This window comes from Cyclobacterium salsum (assembly GCF_010119245.1).
Taxonomy (GTDB): domain Bacteria; phylum Bacteroidota; class Bacteroidia; order Cytophagales; family Cyclobacteriaceae; genus Cyclobacterium; species Cyclobacterium salsum.
Genome location: NZ_WNKG01000007.1, coordinates 74,957 through 92,770, shown reverse-complemented (window position 1 = coordinate 92,770; position 17,814 = coordinate 74,957). Strand labels below are relative to the sequence as shown.

At 46.2% G+C, this 17,814-nt stretch carries 18 protein-coding genes; 4 read left to right on the top strand and 14 right to left on the bottom strand.

The genetic code is table 11. From position 1 onward, the window contains the following. The first annotated feature begins 279 nt into the window (after positions 1 to 279). Both GJS45_RS13525 and GJS45_RS13520 read left to right on the top strand, forming a co-directional pair. Positions 280 to 702: a response regulator gene (locus GJS45_RS13525; protein WP_162342393.1), complete on the top strand. Its 423-nt coding sequence runs from the start codon at positions 280 to 282 to the stop codon at positions 700 to 702. Positions 703 to 973: 271 nt separating this feature from the next. Further along, the gene (locus GJS45_RS13520) at positions 974 to 2,566 is read left to right on the top strand and encodes an FG-GAP repeat domain-containing protein (protein WP_235954754.1); all 1,593 of its coding nucleotides are present in this window, start codon (positions 974 to 976) and stop codon (positions 2,564 to 2,566) included. A gap of 3 nt (positions 2,567 to 2,569) precedes the next feature. Here the strand turns inward: GJS45_RS13520 and gap are convergent, their stop codons facing one another. The 3 genes from gap to GJS45_RS13505 form a co-directional block, all read right to left on the bottom strand. Further along, on the bottom strand, positions 2,570 to 3,562 hold the full coding sequence (gene gap / locus GJS45_RS13515) for a type I glyceraldehyde-3-phosphate dehydrogenase (RefSeq protein WP_162342392.1): 993 nt from the start codon (positions 3,560 to 3,562) through the stop codon (positions 2,570 to 2,572). Between the two features lie 130 nt (positions 3,563 to 3,692). Further along, on the bottom strand, positions 3,693 to 4,277 hold the full coding sequence (locus GJS45_RS13510) for a VTT domain-containing protein (protein WP_162342391.1): 585 nt from the start codon (positions 4,275 to 4,277) through the stop codon (positions 3,693 to 3,695). Between the two features lie 35 nt (positions 4,278 to 4,312). Continuing rightward, on the bottom strand, positions 4,313 to 5,056 hold the full coding sequence (locus GJS45_RS13505) for a hypothetical protein (protein ID WP_162342390.1): 744 nt from the start codon (positions 5,054 to 5,056) through the stop codon (positions 4,313 to 4,315). Between the two features lie 186 nt (positions 5,057 to 5,242). On the opposite strand from GJS45_RS13505, the gene GJS45_RS13500 reads away from it, so the two are divergent. Then, a complete protein-coding gene (locus GJS45_RS13500; RefSeq protein WP_162342389.1) occupies positions 5,243 to 5,854 on the top strand; it encodes a hypothetical protein in 612 nt (203 codons plus the stop codon). A 2-nt stretch (positions 5,855 to 5,856) separates the two neighbouring features. Then, a complete protein-coding gene (locus GJS45_RS13495; RefSeq protein ID WP_162342388.1) occupies positions 5,857 to 6,948 on the top strand; it encodes a Gfo/Idh/MocA family protein in 1,092 nt (363 codons plus the stop codon). Between the two features lie 3 nt (positions 6,949 to 6,951). Here GJS45_RS13495 and GJS45_RS13490 read toward each other — a convergent pair whose 3' ends face one another. The 11 genes from GJS45_RS13490 to GJS45_RS13440 form a co-directional block, all read right to left on the bottom strand. Continuing rightward, positions 6,952 to 7,710, bottom strand: a complete 759-nt coding sequence (locus GJS45_RS13490; protein ID WP_162342387.1) for an EcsC family protein — start codon at positions 7,708 to 7,710, stop codon at positions 6,952 to 6,954. Between the two features lie 3 nt (positions 7,711 to 7,713). Next, positions 7,714 to 8,292 carry a DUF1572 family protein gene (locus GJS45_RS13485; protein WP_162342386.1) on the bottom strand — a complete coding sequence of 193 codons (579 nt, stop codon included), beginning with the start codon at positions 8,290 to 8,292 and terminating at the stop codon, positions 7,714 to 7,716. Between the two features lie 113 nt (positions 8,293 to 8,405). After that, a complete protein-coding gene (gene metK / locus GJS45_RS13480; protein WP_162342385.1) occupies positions 8,406 to 9,659 on the bottom strand; it encodes a methionine adenosyltransferase in 1,254 nt (417 codons plus the stop codon). A gap of 80 nt (positions 9,660 to 9,739) precedes the next feature. Continuing rightward, a complete protein-coding gene (locus tag GJS45_RS13475) occupies positions 9,740 to 10,414 on the bottom strand; it encodes a hypothetical protein (RefSeq protein WP_162342384.1) in 675 nt (224 codons plus the stop codon). Positions 10,415 to 10,576: 162 nt separating this feature from the next. Then, positions 10,577 to 13,555, bottom strand: coding sequence for a protein translocase subunit SecDF (secDF, locus tag GJS45_RS13470; protein WP_162342383.1), 2,979 nt, complete (start codon positions 13,553 to 13,555; stop codon positions 10,577 to 10,579). Between the two features lie 97 nt (positions 13,556 to 13,652). After that, the gene (locus GJS45_RS13465) at positions 13,653 to 14,030 is read right to left on the bottom strand and encodes a hypothetical protein (RefSeq protein ID WP_162342382.1); all 378 of its coding nucleotides are present in this window, start codon (positions 14,028 to 14,030) and stop codon (positions 13,653 to 13,655) included. 146 nt (positions 14,031 to 14,176) lie between these two features. Further along, positions 14,177 to 14,800 carry a uridine kinase gene (gene udk / locus GJS45_RS13460; RefSeq protein WP_162342381.1) on the bottom strand — a complete coding sequence of 208 codons (624 nt, stop codon included), beginning with the start codon at positions 14,798 to 14,800 and terminating at the stop codon, positions 14,177 to 14,179. Between the two features lie 25 nt (positions 14,801 to 14,825). Next, positions 14,826 to 15,419, bottom strand: a complete 594-nt coding sequence (locus tag GJS45_RS13455; protein WP_162342380.1) for a non-canonical purine NTP diphosphatase — start codon at positions 15,417 to 15,419, stop codon at positions 14,826 to 14,828. A gap of 19 nt (positions 15,420 to 15,438) precedes the next feature. Beyond that, complete coding sequence (locus GJS45_RS13450; RefSeq protein WP_162342379.1) at positions 15,439 to 15,921, bottom strand: GAF domain-containing protein; 483 nt, start codon at positions 15,919 to 15,921, stop codon at positions 15,439 to 15,441. Beyond that, entirely contained in the window at positions 15,914 to 16,978 is a 1,065-nt protein-coding gene (gene ribD, locus GJS45_RS13445; RefSeq protein WP_235954752.1) for a bifunctional diaminohydroxyphosphoribosylaminopyrimidine deaminase/5-amino-6-(5-phosphoribosylamino)uracil reductase RibD, read from the bottom strand. The genes GJS45_RS13450 and ribD overlap by 8 nt, the downstream gene beginning before the upstream one ends. After that, positions 16,978 to 17,814, bottom strand: a complete 837-nt coding sequence (locus tag GJS45_RS13440; RefSeq protein WP_162342378.1) for a DUF4382 domain-containing protein — start codon at positions 17,812 to 17,814, stop codon at positions 16,978 to 16,980. The genes ribD and GJS45_RS13440 overlap by 1 nt, the downstream gene beginning before the upstream one ends.

Genomic DNA, 17,814 nt, shown 5'->3' with positions numbered 1-17,814 from the left:
GGCGGTAGGTTCATCATGATTGTTACAAGAAATCGATAGGATTAAAAAAGCAAGAAGCAGTATGAAAGATTCTTTTCTCATGATTACTGGTTTTATTACTCATCGAGGCAAATCTTTTATGTCATCAATTATAATTTATAATTATAGAAAAATGAAATTAATTGTCGCAAATATGTAACCTATCCTAAATTCTTGTAATATAATTTTGAAATATCTATTATTACGGAATTATTGAATAGCTTTAAGTTTATTTTTTTAAGGTAAAGCGTGGGGAAGGATATGGAAAACAGCATTTTTGACCTGGGAGGAAAGCGGCTATTGATCGTGGATGATGATCCGGTTATTCGCCTGATATTGAAGGTGACTTTCAAGGCCTGGCAAAACACTTGGTTTGATATGGCAGTAAATGGAGCTGCTGCCTTGGAACGGTTGAAAACGCCCGGATACGATTTGATTTTAATGGATTTGCAGATGCCCGTTTTGGATGGCTACGAGACTACCCATGCCATTCGTTCGGGCCATTGTGGCAGCGAGTATCAGAAAATCCCTATTATTGCCATTACGGCAGATCTTTCAGAAATTGCCAGGTCAAAAGGGCTTAGCGTGGGTATTGATGAATTTTTATCCAAACCCGTAGACGGTGCTACTTTATATGCGACCATTCAGTATTTATTTCATAATAGAAGAAGCAAAGCAGGCTGATGGCAAGCAGATTTAGCTAGCAAATCATTCATCTGCCCTTTTATTAGGCGTATTTTATGGGTTAAACATCGGCACGGTTTCTAAATCTTTAAGTCGATACCTGACCGGTGGAAGATTAAAAAATTAAAAATCCCCTTCCCATGTAAAGGCGATCCTTTATATTCGTAGAAAAGAATCCGCATCAACAAACTGGGATACACATGAAGTACCGTCCATGCATCATGCCGCTTGAAACGATAGATCAGCAATCCATTTACCAACATTTTTCGGTATGATGAGTTCTTTGGGCATGAGCGGTAGCAAGCATTGGTTTCTGTGGATTTTTTTGGCTCTGGGATGGAGTTGTGGGACCGAGACCAAAGAGAAAAAGGAACATTCCCAGCTGGTGACCGAATCCGGGAAAGAGCCTGCTACGTCCCTTTTGGAGCAGCCCGCATCCACACTGGCAGCGAGGTATTGTACCGGCTGCCACCTGTTGCCGGATCCCAACCTGCTGGACAAGGCGACATGGAAAACCATCTTACCCAGAATGGGGCATTACTATGGGATTTATGCCAATGATACCCTTCGGGATTGGATACTGGAAGGAGGAAGGGCAGGACAGATCGTGGAACAAAAAGGTGTTTTCCCTCTCACACCTACGATGGATACCCTGATTTTTAAAAAAATAAGTGCCTACTATCTGGAAGAAGCTCCTGCGAAATTGCCATTGAAAGAGCGGGAGGAGTCGGTCCGTGTCGGTTTGCCTTATTTTAACCTGAAAAAGCCCGGAGGCAAAACCAAAAATCCCATGACGCTGATGGTTAAAATGGATGCCCCCAACCGGTTTTACATCAGTGATGTGGGCAGGTCTGCCTTAGCCATTATGGACGCCGATTTTCAGGTATTAAAGACGGCACGGATTCCCGAAGGAACCTCCTGGATCCACCAGGACGATGCTGGTACCTTAGCCTTGGTCATCGGGACGTTTAACCCTACGGATATGGACCTGGGCTATGTGATGCAACTGCCGGAAGGACCGGGCGATCCGACCCGCATTTTGGTTCAGAACCTGCAACGTCCCGTTCACCTGGACAGAGGTGACTTGGACGGAGACGGCAGGGATGATTTAGTGATCTGTGAATATGGCAAACAGACCGGGGGCCTAAGCTGGTGGAAGCAGGATCGGGCGGGAAATTACCAGAAATTCGTTTTGCAAAATAAGCCCGGCGCGACCAAGGCCTATATCCGGGACCTGAATGGCAACGGGAGACAGGATATCATCGCGCTTTTTGGGCAGGGGGATGAGGGTATTTTTATTTATCATAATCAAGGCAATGGCAATTTCGTTGAAGAACCGGTCCTGCGGTTTCCTCCCAGTTACGGTTCCAGTTTTTTCGACCTGGCCGACTTCAATGATGACGGGCACCTGGACATCATCTATACCGCAGGTGATAACGCAGACTACGATCCGATTACCAAACCCTACCACGGCATTCGTATTTTTATCAATGATGGCCGAAACCGGTTTGAGGAGGAGTTTTTCTATCCGCTACCCGGAGCCTATAAGGCAATTCCGGCGGATTTTGATGGGGACGGGGATTTGGATATTGCGGCTATTTCTTTTTTCCCCGACTTTGAAAATGCCCCGGAAGAAGGATTTGTATACCTGGAAAACCAAGGAAACGGTAATTATGAGGCCAGTACTTTTCCAGGATCATCGGCGGGTCGCTGGATAGCCATGGATGTTGGAGACATGGATGGCGACGGAGATCTGGATATTTTACTGGGATCCATGGTGTTTGGCTCGGATTATACCCAGTATTTTGATCAGTGGGTGGAGGGCGATTTGCCATACCTCTGGTTGGAGAACACCCTACGGTAGGGGTCAAATTTTAGTTACCAGTTCGACCAATCGATTGGAATAGCCGGATTCGTTGTCATACCAGCCCACCACTTTCACCAAATTGCCCATGGAAGAAGTAAGCCCGGCATCCAAAATACAGGAATGGGGATTTCCTACAATATCGATGGAGACCAGAGGATCTTCCGAATATTCGATGATTCCCTTAAAGTCAGTCAGGGAAGCTTTCCGAAACGCATTGTTGATGGAGCGGCTATCCACATCCTTTTCCAAGAGTACGATTAGATCGGTTAGTGATCCGTCCGGAACGGGTACGCGCATGGCAGAGGCTTCAATTTTACCACTGAGCTTCGGCAAAACCACCTCCATGGCTTTGGCGGCGTGGGTAGTGGTGGGAATAATGGAATAAGCTGCTGCCCTGGCCCTTCGTAAATCCCGATGGGGAGCATCGTGGAGATTTTGATCGTTTGTATAGGAGTGTACCGTGGAAACATAGCCCCTTACGATGCCAAAAGCTTCGTCCAGCACTTTTACCATTGGGGCAAGGCAGTTGGTGGTACAGGAAGCATTGGAGACGATGTCTTCATCACCTCTAAGAATTCCTTCGTTGACACCCAGAACGACCATGGGTACATCCGGGCTTTTAGAGGGGGCGGTGATGATTACTTTCCGGGCTCCTGCCTTCAGGTGCAAGGCAGCCCCTTCCCGGTCTGTAAATTTTCCCGTCGCTTCCAAGACCACATCTATGTCAAGATGCTTCCAGGGGATCCGTTCGGGATTTTTTTCAGCAAAGATCCGAATGGTTTTGTTTCCTACCTGGATATTTCCGTCATTTTCGGTAAATCGCTGGGCGTATTTGCCATGCACGGAATCGTATTGCAACAGGTGAGCCAGCGTATTGGGATCAGTTAAATCATTCACAGCAACCAGCTCCAGGTCGGGCCGATCCAGGATTAGCTTGATGGTCAGGCGGCCAATTCTGCCACAACCATTAACGGCAATTCTTTTTTTCTTCATGATTAATTTATCCGCCGAATTTAAGAAATAATTTAAAAAAATGCCTGGTTTTTAGTGATTCTGTTAAAAATATTGAAAAACCCCCTCCAACCGGTAGTCCGGATGTTGAGGTGATTTTCTCATTTGTCACTTACAAAGTATCTATTCCGGACAAAATCAGGGCGTATAAAAAATACCTCAGAATCCGAAAAAGACTCAGCAGCAAATACTTCCTGGGAAGTAAGCCACCTATTCCGGAAAGCAAGGATATGGCAGAAAAGGGCAAGGGTGTAAGGGAAGCCACTACCACCAGGTAACCACCGAATTTTTCAAATAAACGCATGTATTTTTTTAGGCGGGGAAATCGGGCGCGGTTGATCCAATTTTTATCCCGGATCCACCGGCCAATGTTAAAGTTTAAAAATCCTGCCCCATATGAAATCAAAGACAGGATGGCAATGCTGAAGAAATAGGGACCGATCATCCCCGTTTCCAGCGACCAGAGCATAAATACTTCCGGCGGAATGATACCAAAAAAAATTTCAGATAAAACGAAAAGGCTTATTACCAGTACTGCGTTATCATAAATGGATCCAAACCAGGCATATCGTTGATCCTCGGTGCTGAACTGCCGCAGCAATAGAAACACGCCTACCAGCAAAACGAGATAAAAAAGACCCTTTAGGAGATTATTAAGTAAAAACTGCCTCCTTTCCTTGATTTCTTTTCTATTCATATAAGGTAAAAAATGAGGGGTGATTCGGCTTATCCTTATTTAGCAGGCTGATAGGCTTCTTTATAAGGGGACCAGATTTCATAGATCGGATTACCCGTACTGCTCAGTCCGCTATGATGCCACTTGCCATCCATTACTTCGTATTCAAAATTTAGTTCCGCTCCCACCCGACTATCATCTCTGGAAAAGAAGGTGATGTTTTCGGTATAGTTTCCATCGGTAGCTTCATAGGTGCCGCCACCGGTACCGCTGAATTCTTTTGTTTCCGAATTAAAGGCAATCCATTGGAAACGTCCACCACTGAGAATTTTTACCGTTCTCCTGGCTCCTGGGGTCATTTCAGAAATTTCGCCATCTCGTTTCCTGCCCGTAATCACCCAGTTTCTGGTGAGGTCGTCTTTGCGGGACGAAACTTTCTCCCAAATTTCTATCAGATCCTCTCCTTTTATTTTGCCCGAAATAACGATGCGGTTGTTGGCAAAATCCAGTGTATATTGATTAGTGGTGCCTACTTGCTCCGGATCCAGCGTCAAAAAGTCAAGGCTTTCTGAATAGCTATTACCTTCCAGTTTATACTCACCGCCTCCGGCATACATGAATTTGTTTCCGGCAATTTCTTTTGCCCCAAAAGCAAAATAACCATCCTGATAGATTTTGATAAATTCCTGATCGGTGATGGGATTACCATTTTGATGGGTTAGTTTCCAGGCTCCTTCCAAATCCTGGGCGGGAAGCTGAAAGCAGATCAAAATACAAATAAGGAATAGGAACGTTTTCATGAGTTATGAGCGTTTGAATACTTGTTAAATTTACTTATTAATTTGCGTTTAGCAATAATCCCTTATTTTATTTGCGGATGATACTGGCAAATATAGTGATGAGCGGCCTTTCAGCCTTTTTCTCCTGAAACACGCAGCTAGTTGGCTGGTTTTTTGTGAGAATTGGCAGACTTAATGGGATTCCCTATGCAGAAATTAGTATATGTAGTATTTATAACGTTCATCGCTGGGTGTACGTTAGCCGGTAGTGCCTATGCCCAGTCCTACGGCACCGCCCTGGGGCTCCGGTTGGCCAACAATAACTCCTATCGCATGCTGGGCCTTAGTGCACAGCAGCGGATTCAGAAAGGCCTATCGGTGGAAGCGATTCTCCAGTCCGATTTTAACGCTAATACTACCGTACATGCATTACTTAAAAAGCATCGCCCTCTGATTTCTAAACGATTCAATTACTATTACGGTGCCGGGATATCCCTGGGCCTGGAGGAAAGTCGGGAAAAAGAGCCGGAAACCCAAACCATCCTTCAGACCTATGGCAATCGGACGATTGGGGTGGATATTATCGCCGGTGTAGAAATGACTTTGATGGGCGTTTCCTTTTCTGTAGATTATAAACCGAATATAAACGTGCTGGGAAGGGAGCCCTGGTACAACGGGCAGGTAGGCATATCCGTCCGGTCTGTATTGGTCAAGGGATCAAACCAGAATAAAAAGAGAAGGCAAAAAGCCAGGAAGAAGAGAAGGAATAACTCCCAGGGCATTTTTCAAAAAGTACTTGAACCCTTTAAAAATAACTGAATATGAAAACCCTTTTGATTACTGTTTTTTGTCTTTTTTCCGGCATCCAGGCAAACATGGCGCAATCGCCGGTAAAAATTGCGGTGGTGGGGCTTACGCATTCACACGTACACTGGATTCTGGGAAGAGCTGATAAAGGCGACATCGAAATTGTAGGCATTGCGGAGCCAAATGAAGACCTTGCCCGTAGGTTTACCTCCCGTCATGGAATATCAATGGACCTGGTGTATCCGGATATGGAGTCTTTGTTTAAGGAAGTCAAACCCGAGGCAGTAACGGCTTTTGGTTCCATTTACGAACATTTGGAGGTGGTGCAGGCCTGTGCGCCGAGGGGTATCCACGTGATGGTGGAAAAACCGCTGGCAGTAAGTTTGGAGCATGCGCTGGAAATGCAGGCCTTGGCTAAAAAACACGGCATTCACCTGCTGACGAATTACGAAACGACCTGGTATGCGAGTAATCATGAAGTCAAAAAGCAGGTTTCCGATGATTCCCCTATAGGACCTCTTCGAAGAGTAGTTATTAACGACGGTCATGAAGGGCCAATGGAAATAGGAGTCAATCAGGAATTTCTGGATTGGCTCACCGATCCCGTTCAGAATGGCGGAGGGGCGGTCATTGATTTTGGCTGTTACGGGGCCAATCTGATGACCTGGCTCATGAATGGAGAGAAACCCATTTCAGTTACCGCCGAACTCAAGCAAATAAAGCCGGATATTTATCCCGAGGTGGATGATGAGGCGACCATTCTGCTAGATTATCCGGAGACGCAGGGGGTCATACAGGCCTCCTGGAACTGGCCTTTTAGCCGAAAGGACATGGAGGTTTATGGAAAAACAGGCTTTTATATCGCCAAGAACGATACCCGCTTGATCAGTAGGACAGCTGGAGAGGATTTAGAAAAAGAACTTACCCTTCCTGGGCGTGAGTATCCTTTTGATGATCCTTTTTCGTACCTGGCAGCGGTGGTGCGGGGAACTGTAAAGGTAAGCCCCAGTGATCTTTCCAGCCTGGAAAATAACATGGTAGTGGTTGAGATTTTGGATGCTGCCCGGGAAAGTGCTGAAAAAGGGCAGCGGGTTTATTTGGAATAGGGATTATTCAATCGGACTTTTTTCTGCAAAAAACCGAAGGCGATAGGCCTGAATGGCCGTATCTCCAAGTTGTTGCGTGAGTTTGTAATTGGCTACCGCGCCTACACCTGCACCAATTACCGGGATCAACTGGGCCAGTTTGGCCAGGTCCATGTAGTCCCGGTATTCGAGTTGAAAGGTACGCCAATCGTACCTGTCAAAATTATCAGGAAGTTCCATCGCTTTTTCATTCCAGTTTTCTACCAACGTGACGGTTTCATTTCTGGTTTTCTGACTGGAAAAGGTGAGTTTAAAAATCGTCAGGATAAAAACCCGCTCTTTAAAATCCCGGACATCGTAGCCATAAGCGGCAGCAATTTCGAAGAGCATTTTCATTTTGATGGCTAAGAATGCTGGAAGGTCAGCGAACCCCATCAGGATACCCCCGGCACCGGTGACGGCCCCTTCCACAGAGGCGGTTCTCTTGTAAAACCGAATGGCCTTCCTTGCCTTGAATTCCTTAAGCCGCAAATATTCCATCGGATATGGTTTTGGACCGATGTATTCATTCCCGACTAATACGCCCTTGACCATTTTTTCTATGGCGAAGGTGATCGCCTGATGGATTTTCTCGGGTATCAGGTTGTTGAGGGACCGTTGGGAGCCTTTAGTGAGCCGGTTTAGCAGTGAGGGTTTCTTTTTGGTTTGGTATAACCACGCACCTAGTTCCTCCCGCACCAGTTTTTCATACAACTTGTCAGCCTCGCTTTTGCCGCCATTCATGTTTTAGGATTGATCTTTATTAGGAAAATCATCTTTAGAGGGGGAATCGTTTCCTGTTTTCCCGAAGGTATTTTGATTGAATGTTTTCGATTGTCCTTTGGGAACACTCAGGCTTTGCCAAGTACCGGAATGAAGCATTTTGCCTAAATATATCAACTGTCCTACATGCGAAGCATAATGGGTTAGTTGCCGGTTAATGGCATCCATTACGCTGTGCGCTTGATTTCGGATATACACCGTTTTATCAAAATCAGCTGGGGTCAGTGGCTCTATGGCCGCAAACAATACCTTCCATCCTTCCTCCCAAACCTGCATCATTTCTTTCCGGCTGCGGATATCATTTTCAAACTCCGCATCCCGCTCGCGCCAGGGCTTTTCTCCATCCGACGCTAAAAAATCCGTCCAGCGGGAATGCATGTTTCCAGCCATGTGTTTGACAATCGTAGCCATGCTATTGCTATCGGCATTGTGTTGCCAGAAAAGTTTGTCGTCTGCTACCTGTTCCAGGGCTTTTTCTCCCAGGCTTTTGTAAAACCGAAATAAGTGGAGGCTGCTTTCGAGGTAGTTTTTCAAATGATCCATAGGTTTCAATTTAGGAAGTACATAATGCCAGATCGGTACAATTTACCGGAATAGAAGCAATAAAAAAAGCCGCCGGGTAAGGCAGCTTTTAGCTGGGGTAAGAAATCCAGCGATTACAAACCAAATTCCTTTTTAATAGCGGCTACCTGATCCAATTTCTCCCAGGTAAATAACTCCACCTCCAGGGTGATGGAGGCTTTATCCGGGGAGAAGAAGGTTTTGGTAACGATTTCATTTTCCCTTCCCATATGGCCGTAGGCAGCGGTTTCCTCGTAAATGGGATTTCGAAGTTTAAGCCGGTTTTCGATAGCGAAGGGCCGCATGTCAAATAACTTTTCTACCTTTTTGGCGATCTCTCCATCCGATAGCTGTACGTTGGAACTGCCATAGGTGTCCACAAAGATGCCCATGGGTTTTGCCACTCCGATGGCGTAAGATACCTGCACCAACACTTCATCGGCTACTCCGGCTGCTACCAGGTTTTTGGCAATATGACGGGTTGCATAGGCTGCCGACCGATCTACTTTCGAGGGATCCTTCCCAGAGAAGGCTCCTCCGCCATGGGCCCCTTTTCCACCATAGGTGTCGACAATAATTTTCCTTCCGGTAAGTCCGGTATCCCCATGAGGTCCCCCTATGACAAATTTGCCGGTAGGATTAATGTGATAAATAATGTCATCGGTAAATAACTTCTGAAGCGAAGCAGGCAACTGAGCCTTTACCCTTGGGATTAAAATTTCAATAATGTCCTTTTTAATCTTTTTCAGCATGGCCTCCTCCTCTGAAAAATCATCGTGTTGGGTCGAAACCACGATCGTATTGATCTTTTCAGGAAGGTGATCGTCGCTGTATTGAACGGTGACCTGCGCTTTGGAATCAGGCCGAAGGTATTGGATCTGCTCGTTTTCGCGCCGGAGTTTGGCTAATTCCTTTAACAAGCGGTGGGAAAGGTCAAGACCTAGCGGGATGTAGTTATCCGTTTCATTGGTGGCATAACCAAACATCATTCCCTGGTCACCGGCTCCCTGCTCTTCCGGATCACTTCGGTCAACGCCCTGATTTATATCGGGGGATTGTTCGTGTATAGCGGACAGTACGCCACAGGAACTGCCGTCAAACATGTATTCACTTTTGGTATAACCGATCCTATTGATCACATCCCTGGCGATTTTCTGAACGTCCAGGTAGGTGTTGGATTTGACTTCTCCTGCCAGGACTACCTGACCGGTAGTGACCAATGTTTCGCAAGCTACTTTGGAGTTGGGGTCAAAGGCCAAAAAATGATCAATGATGGCATCGGATATCTGATCGGATATTTTATCCGGGTGTCCTTCGGAAACCGACTCCGAAGTAAATAAGTAGGACATACAAAGCGTTTTTAAAATGAGTGGGTAAATTTACATCTTACAGCTAAAATTAAAAAACTATATTTTCAACAATCCCTGACTTAATAGCTGTATCGTCTTTTAAAAACCAAGGGCGCATAGAAAGACAGGCCTAAGGTCAGGTACATAATGCCCGCAAAAAACTGTACCCAGTGAAATATGTGGCCCATCTGATAATCGCCCAGAGAGGGTAGATAATGCGTCAAAATAAAAAATATATAGCTTTCTCCAAATGAAAATAAAATAAGGGAAGCCATCCAAAAATAAGGCAGGGACAATAGATTTACGTCTCGGTATTTGCTTTGATGAAGGATGTCTTTAAAAAAGATGATGCTGTAAAACAAAACCATGGCATGGCCAACCAGGAAACTGTAGGATTGGATGCCGGAAAGGATGGATTGAAAAAAAAGTGCATTCAGCATTCCGAAGAACAAAAATACACCCATGGTTGGTACTACCTTCCTTTGAAGGTGACATGAATACGGCAAATGGCTAAAAAGTAGGAGCATGACGGTAGGTCTCAGGTAGACAAAAAGTACATTGTAGAGCAGAAAGGAATCTTTTCCGCTGGAACGGGTAACATTCCAAAGTGATTCGGATAGCAGTTCGCTTATAAGAATCAGTAAGACCAGGGCATTGATTTTCTTATATTCTTTCAGCTCTTTTCCGAATAGCAAATACAGCGAAGAAAGCAAAATTCCAAGTATCAAAGCGATGGAATAAAAAGAGACCAGCATAGGGGTATTTTTTTAGTGCAAGGTATCTAAACTAAGTATCCCGTGCAATACCCTGTTTGGGGTAAAAATTTTGCATTTTGCACCAAAAAAAAGCCGGTCCTGTGAGAACCGGCTTTCCAAATACATCTATTTTCCCAAGTGGTGAGCACTGGGAAATCAACATTAACCTTTTACCTCTGCTACTTTTTTTGTAGTTGGGGTAGTTTCATTGGCAAGCTCCCGCTTCATCAAATCCACCACGACAGGAGTGGCGATGTATATGGAGGAATAGGTACCGATCAGTACTCCTATCAATAGCGCGAAGGAAAATCCTCTTAACACTTCTCCCCCGAAAACGAGGAGGACGAGCACTACGATGAGTGTAGTAGCCGAAGTAATCAGGGTTCGGGCCATGGTCTGATTGATGGCATCGTTAAACATCTGAACCAATTTGCCGGTACCCCTATTGGAGATATTTTCCCGGATCCGGTCAAATACAATCACGGTATCGTTAATGGAATAGCCGATCACTGTGAGCATTGCTGCGATGAATACCTGATCGATTTCAAATGTAGCACCGAAAGCACTGGCAATGGCAAAGGCCGCAATGACAAAGAACGTGTCGTGTACCAATGCGATAATGGAAGCCAAGGAGAATTGCCATTTCCGGAATCGTAAGAGGATGTAAAGGAAAATGGCTACCAGGGAGAAAAACATGGCTTCCAGGGAGGAGTTTTTGATGTCATCGGCTACGGTGGCCCCTACCTTATTGGATCCGGTGATCGCAAAGGCTCCCTCTGTCATTTGGCTGGCATCTTCAATAAAATTGAAACCGGTAACTTCGCCAATACCTTGCCTAATTTTGTTCTCTACCTCCCTGTTAGCTTCCTCATTATCTTCATTTACCAGATAAGAGGTAGTGACTTTTAAAACATTATTGGCCCCATAGGTTTTTACCTCTACGGATCCGTCAAATTCATTATCCAATCCTACTTTTAGTTCAGAGGCAGGTACCGCTTCATTAAATTCTACGATATAGTACCTTCCTCCGGTAAAATCTACTCCGAATTTCAGGCCTGAGGTAAGTGCCAGGATCATACCTATGACGATAATAGAGGTAGAGATCAGGTAGGCCACTTTTCGCTTGCCCAGAAAATCTATGGAAAGATCAGATAGGAGGTTTTTTGTAAAGGAGGTAGCAAACGAAATGGAACTTTTATCTCCTTTTTTGCTCATCCAGTATACGATCACCCGGGTGATAAACACAGCGGAGAAAAAGGACGAAGCGATACCAATCATCAGCACGATGGCGAAGCCTTTAACCGGTCCCTGTCCGAGCGCATATAGAATGGCTCCAGTCAGAAAGGTGGTGACATTCGAATCGAGAATAGCGCTAAATGCTTTATCATAACCACTGCTGATTGCCTGTAGAATCCCGGCTCCATTTCTTAATTCTTCCTTAATTCGTTCAAAAATCAGCACGTTGGCATCAATGGACATACCGATGGTCAGCACAATACCGGCAATACCGGGTAGGGTAAGGGCGGCACCCAATTGGGCAAGAATTCCCAGAATAAAGAAGATATTGAAAAGCAAGGCAGCGATGGCTACAAACCCTCCTTTGGAGTAATAGGCTACCATAAATAAGACCACCAGCACCAAACCGGCGATCATGGAGTTGATTCCCTGGTTTCGGGCTTCGATTCCCAATGTTGGACCTACGATGGCCTCCTCCACAATGTTAGTAGGCGCGGGCAAGGTTCCCGATTTAAGAATATTGGCCAAATCTTTGGCCTCTTCCATCGTGAAATTACCTGTAATTTCGGATTGTCCGGACGGAATTTCTCCCTGCACGGTAGGGGCGGTATAGACATAGTTATCTAAAACCACTGCGATTCGATTGCCAATATTTTCTGCAGTAAGGCGTCTCCAATTTCGGGCTCCCTCTGCGTTCATCTGCATGCTTACGGCCGGTCGGGACGTTTGGTCAAGTGACTGTCGGGCATCGGTTATGACATCTCCTTCCAAAGGTGCCTGGTCGGTTCCACGGGGAGCTTTGATGGCATGCAATTCCAACAAATCCATCCCGTCCTGCACTTGAGGTTTTACGGACCACATAAAACGAATGTCCCGCGGAAGCAGTGCCTGAACATCCTCTCTGTTCAAGACTCTATTTATCGTGAGGGTGTCCCTCAATTCATACACCAAGCCATAATTGGCTTTTAGTAACGAAAATAATGGAGAAACCTCCATGCCTAAGGAATCCGTATCTGAACCCCCTTCGGCTAATTGCCTGGCCAAATCACTCTCCAGATCGGTTGTATCGGAGAGGGCTTCACTGTCCTCAGTGCTAGCCTGTGGCTGTTCACTCTGAGCTTCTCCCACTAAAAACGTGTTCACTTGCTGCAAGGCATCTCCGTATTCATCAAATTCGGCTACTTCCCAAAACTGCAATTTCGCTACTCCCTGTAGCAGGTTACGTACTCGTTCTGCATTGTCCACACCGGGAAGTTCTATCTGAATTCTTCCTGTGTTCTGAATCCGTTGGATATTGGGCTGTGAGGTACCAAACCGGTCGATTCGGGTCCTTAGAATGTTAAAAGAGCGGTCAATGGCATTTTCAATCTCATCATCGATAATATTCAAAATGTCGGTATCAGAGGATTCCAATGAGATTCTTCCACGGTTGGCAGCAGTAGCAAAGATGGCATTTAGCTGCCGGTCACCAGCCTCTTCCTGCCAGGCATTGTAAAAGAGGTTCACGAAACTTTCATTGGCGGTTTTAGCTCGTTCACTGGCCAGGGCTACGGCCTCATTAAATTCCGCATCCTCGCTTCCTCCAGCCAGGCCTTTAACGATTTCTATAGGCGAAACCTCAAGGGTCACATGCATGCCACCTTGCAAATCCAATCCCAATCCCAGTTCGGTGGTTTTTACCTCCTGGTAAGTGAAGGGAATGCCCAGAAAATTATAAACGGGCTCCCGCCAAACGGAATCCAGATAGGTTTGCCTTTTATCAAAGTCGACGTTACCCGACTCGTCTGTAGCGTAAGTGGTAGCTTTATCCTGTACACTATTGGATACCAGGGTGAATGAGAGGTAGTACAAACACAACCCGGTAATGACCACCGTTAAAAAAACGATAATACCTTTGTTTTTCATGATTATAAATTAATAAAGTGATTTTTTGTTGACTGTTTTTTACGGACCAAGGAATTGGTCCGTCGATGAAAATGAAAGAACTTAAATAAGTTCGCTTTCAGGGAGCGTTCACGGAAATTATTTGCTCAAAAAGTATTTCAAATAGCTGATTGAAAGAAGGATCGGTACATGCTTCGAAGGCCAGGTGGGGGTTTCCTTCACTCGAAATCTCGTAAATCAGCTGATAGGCCTGATCTATCACGACCAATGCAAAGGGCACCACAGCATCTATCGCTGTATGAATAAACGTCTCCTCCTCGCCCGGCTGCTCCTCGGAACTGTCTCCACTCAGATCAAAACGAACGTCAATAGGACTGCTGTTTGCATCCAATCCTACGGTGAATTCGGAAACAGAAATAAAGGTACAAAAAAGCAACACCAGCACGAGGGTGAGCCTTTCGCGTATGATTCCGCTATTTGTCCTATTGTTTTCCATGGGCCGCAAATATAGAAATATTTTTTTAGATACTAGTAATTCTAAACATTATTTTCACCTATAAATCACTTGTATCTCAAGCGGTTAGCTTTATTTAGGTCTATAATGTGTAACTAATCAGCAAAAGCCCATCCAGGTGGATGCTATTAGGTGCTGGCTATTTTTACGTGTAAAAAAGTTCGGATTACCTCCAGCGCTTTTTCGAATCCCTGATTATTGGGTACGATCAGGTCCGCATCTTGTTTGAATGGAGCGATGTATTTTTCGTAGGTAGGCATCACATGCTGTTCGTATCGGTATAGTACGTCATCCAGGTCATATCCTCGCTCCACTTTATCGCGCACGATTCTCCGCTTCAATTTGATATGATCTTTGGCATCAATGTACACTTTGAGGTCCAGTAGGGCGGCGAGTTCGGGATAATAAAGCACGAATATGCCTTCCACGACCACCACCGGTGCCGGCTCAAAGGTGAGCATCCGGGGTTTTTTGTTGGGATTGTTAAACGTATACTCCTGCCGTTGTACACTTTTCCCTTGTTGAATACGACGGATGTCGTTAGCGTATTGCTCAAAATCAATGGAATGTGGGGTGTCAAAGTTGGTAATGCCCCGCTCATCCAGCGGTTGTAGGTTCCTGGGTTTGTAGTAGTTGTCCTGAGATATCAGGCAGACCTGACCTGGTTCAAAGGCGTGCAGTAAGCGATCGAGGAAATGGGTTTTTCCGGAGGCACTTCCTCCTGTGATGCCGATAATATAGGGGTTCATCATGGACGATAGTGGTTGTCAGTTACAGTCACGGTGTTTTTCCAGCTTGATGTGTCTTCAGGAAATCGGCTAACTTCCTTACGGCCCGGCCTCGGTGGCTGATGGCGTTTTTTTCCAGTAGGGTTAGTTCTGCAAAGGTTTTTTCATATCCTTCCGGCCGGAAAACAGGATCGTACCCAAAGCCCTCTTCACCGGAGCGATGCTGCAGAATCTCACCATCAACCTTGCCTTCAAAAGCATGGGATTCACTCCCCATAAGCAGTGCAATGACCGTTCGAAAAGCGGCTTTTCGGTTAGCCTTTTCAGCCATTCTTTCCAATAACAGCGACAGGTTTCGTTCGTCACTTCGGGGTTCTCCGGCAAATCTTCCGGAATACACCCCCGGTTTTCCGTCCAGTGCTTCCACTTCCAGACCGGTATCATCGGCAAAGCAGTCTACACCATAATGTGTCTGTACATAGCGGGCTTTTTGAAAGGCGTTGTGTTGTAGGGTATCGCCCGTCTCGGGTAATTCCTCCTGGCAGCCAATATCAGCAAGGGATACCACCTCAAAATCAGCTCCCAAAGCCGCTTTCACCTCTTCCAGTTTTTTGGAATTATTAGTAGCAAAACAGATTTTCATAATGTAAAACTAAGGCAGCTTATCCGGGAAAGGAAATAAGCGACACCATTTTTTCAAGGTACTGCTGGTCGGTGGTATCAAAATGGCCCACCTTTTCGGAATCGACATCCAGTACGGCCACCACCTTTCCCTTGGCATATAGGGGCACCACTATTTCAGAACGGGAGGCGCTGCTGCAGGCAATGTGGCCCGGAAAGGCTTCCACATCAGGAACGACCTGGGTTTGGCCGGTTTCCCAGGCTTTTCCACAGACCCCCTTGCCAAAGCCAATTCGTGTGCAGGCCACCGGGCCCTGAAAGGGTCCCAGCAGCAGTTGATCTTCCCTGACCAGGTAAAAGCCTACCCATAGAAACCCAAATGCCTCTTTTAATACCGCAGCCATATTCGCCAGATTGGCGATCAGATCGCTTTCGGCTGCCAAAAGGGCTTCTAATTGTGGCAGCAGTGCCGAATACAATTCATTCTTTCCGCTATTAAGCGGTAGGTGTAGTTCTTCACTCATGGTTAGTGTAGGTTTGTAGCAGGTCCTGATCCAGCAAAAATTGTTCGACAGGGAAACCCGGAAGCACCGGTGCCGGAATCCCCAGGCCGAATCGATTGGTCCCGGTGAATACCCGGGCTTCATCCCAAAGACCCTGCCCAATAAAGTCGCGAAGCAGGGCCGCACCCCCCTCCACCATCAGACTTTGGACGTTTCGTTGTTGTAAGTCTTCGAGTATGTTTTTTAGGCCAAAATCCAGATCCATTTGAACCCATTGGGTTTGTCCGGCAATTTTGTCCTCCTTCAGGTTATAAATCAGCGTAGGCTGGGAATCATCAAAAAGCTTTAATGACGAAGGCAGCCTTAGTTGTTTGTCTATCACCAGTCTGATCGGGTTTTTTCCAGTCCAGTCCCGGACATTTAGCTGCGGATCATCGTATTGGGCGGTGTTTGTGCCGACCAGAATCGCCCGTTCCTCCGCCCGCCAGCGATGGACCAATTGCCGGCTAAGCGGGTTGCTAATCCATTTGCTATCGTAGTTGCTCCGGGCGATATAACCATCTCTGGTCTGCGCCCATTTCAGCAGGATATAGGGCCTTCCTTTCTCCATCTGGGTAAAAAAGCGCCGGTTTTGATAGCGTATTTCTTGTTCCAATAATCCCCTATCCACCTGGATTCCGGCTTCTTCAAGTCGCTTGATCCCTTTACCACCTACCAGTGGATTGCTGTCCACGGCTCCGACAACCACTCTTTTGAATTGATGGTGGACGATTAGATCCGCACAAGGAGGAGTTTTTCCATGATGAGCACAGGGTTCAAGCGTGACATATAGGGTGGAGGCAGGAAGAAGGCTGCTATCCTCTACGCTGGCAATGGCGTTGACTTCGGCGTGTTCTCGCCCGTACAGCCGGTGATAGCCTTCTCCGATGATCATCCTCTCGTGAACAATTACACAACCTACCATGGGATTGGGACTGACCTGTCCCTGTCCCAAGGATGCCAACTCCATGGCCCTGCGCATAAATAGCAGGTCTTGGCTAGTCGTCGCTTCTTCAGGGCTTTGGTGATTCTTCTCCATCAGGGGTTTTCAAGCTGAAGGGTTATATTCGGTAAGGTTACCAGTGTATCAGGTTTGGTACTGACCCAAAAGGCAGTATCCAGGTATTCGGAAGGTGCATCTACTAAAATCCGGTAGTCCGTAGGAGGCAAACCTTTCATATGAAACCCTCCAGTGCTCTCGGTTAGCGTGGCTAGGGTATCGGTATCGCTTATCGCAAAAATATGAGGTCGAATATTCCGGGGCAACACCGTGCCGCTGATGGCTGCGGTTTGTTCAGTGACAAAAGCCCTGACTTCGGGGATTAGTTGAAAATTTTCTCCGGTGCTTTGTTGAATGGATTGTGCCAGGTCAATGTCAATATATAAGTCATAGGAAAGTCCCGCCTGAACGTCGATGGATACGTCCAGATCCAGTAACGTTTCCAGATTTGAAGCTGGCTCCAAATCTATCCGAATTTCATCCCTGACCAGATACATTTCTTCACCCAGCCGAAGCCGGATTCCATTGATAGTTCCGGATTGGATTTCTGTCCGGCCGATCAATAGTCTTTGGTCGTTTACAAGGTCACTGATGCGCACGATATTGCTTGCTGCCTGGTAGGGAATGTCAATCCAGCTTACATTCTCCGAACTTCCCCTGACCCCGGAAGGTAATACTTCCACACCCAACACCTCTATCCACACCTCATCAAAATCCCCCGGCGCATCTATTAGTAGAATATTGACCAGCGAGCGATTTTCCAGGGAGGTATCTTCGCAAGCTGCCAGGAATCCAGGCAGCAGACAGAAAACAGCCAACCGTTTCAGGGTTGCCATACCGGAATAAAATGCGGCCTTACCTATATTGTTTACCAT

What these genes read in the sequence shown, in the direction of transcription:
- GJS45_RS13525 (WP_162342393.1), top strand. Translation starts at nt 280, where the DNA reads ATGGAAAACAGCATTTTTGACCTGGGAGGAAAGCGGCTATTGATCGTG.
- GJS45_RS13520 (WP_235954754.1), top strand. Translation starts at nt 974, where the DNA reads ATGATGAGTTCTTTGGGCATGAGCGGTAGCAAGCATTGGTTTCTGTGG.
- gap (WP_162342392.1), bottom strand. Translation starts at nt 3,562, where the DNA reads ATGAAGAAAAAAAGAATTGCCGTTAATGGTTGTGGCAGAATTGGCCGC.
- GJS45_RS13510 (WP_162342391.1), bottom strand. Translation starts at nt 4,277, where the DNA reads ATGAATAGAAAAGAAATCAAGGAAAGGAGGCAGTTTTTACTTAATAAT.
- GJS45_RS13505 (WP_162342390.1), bottom strand. Translation starts at nt 5,056, where the DNA reads ATGAAAACGTTCCTATTCCTTATTTGTATTTTGATCTGCTTTCAGCTT.
- GJS45_RS13500 (WP_162342389.1), top strand. Translation starts at nt 5,243, where the DNA reads ATGCAGAAATTAGTATATGTAGTATTTATAACGTTCATCGCTGGGTGT.
- GJS45_RS13495 (WP_162342388.1), top strand. Translation starts at nt 5,857, where the DNA reads ATGAAAACCCTTTTGATTACTGTTTTTTGTCTTTTTTCCGGCATCCAG.
- GJS45_RS13490 (WP_162342387.1), bottom strand. Translation starts at nt 7,710, where the DNA reads ATGAATGGCGGCAAAAGCGAGGCTGACAAGTTGTATGAAAAACTGGTG.
- GJS45_RS13485 (WP_162342386.1), bottom strand. Translation starts at nt 8,292, where the DNA reads ATGGATCATTTGAAAAACTACCTCGAAAGCAGCCTCCACTTATTTCGG.
- metK (WP_162342385.1), bottom strand. Translation starts at nt 9,659, where the DNA reads ATGTCCTACTTATTTACTTCGGAGTCGGTTTCCGAAGGACACCCGGAT.
- GJS45_RS13475 (WP_162342384.1), bottom strand. Translation starts at nt 10,414, where the DNA reads ATGCTGGTCTCTTTTTATTCCATCGCTTTGATACTTGGAATTTTGCTT.
- secDF (WP_162342383.1), bottom strand. Translation starts at nt 13,555, where the DNA reads ATGAAAAACAAAGGTATTATCGTTTTTTTAACGGTGGTCATTACCGGG.
- GJS45_RS13465 (WP_162342382.1), bottom strand. Translation starts at nt 14,030, where the DNA reads ATGGAAAACAATAGGACAAATAGCGGAATCATACGCGAAAGGCTCACC.
- udk (WP_162342381.1), bottom strand. Translation starts at nt 14,800, where the DNA reads ATGATGAACCCCTATATTATCGGCATCACAGGAGGAAGTGCCTCCGGA.
- GJS45_RS13455 (WP_162342380.1), bottom strand. Translation starts at nt 15,419, where the DNA reads ATGAAAATCTGTTTTGCTACTAATAATTCCAAAAAACTGGAAGAGGTG.
- GJS45_RS13450 (WP_162342379.1), bottom strand. Translation starts at nt 15,921, where the DNA reads ATGAGTGAAGAACTACACCTACCGCTTAATAGCGGAAAGAATGAATTG.
- ribD (WP_235954752.1), bottom strand. Translation starts at nt 16,978, where the DNA reads ATGGAGAAGAATCACCAAAGCCCTGAAGAAGCGACGACTAGCCAAGAC.
- GJS45_RS13440 (WP_162342378.1), bottom strand. Translation starts at nt 17,814, where the DNA reads ATGGTAAACAATATAGGTAAGGCCGCATTTTATTCCGGTATGGCAACC.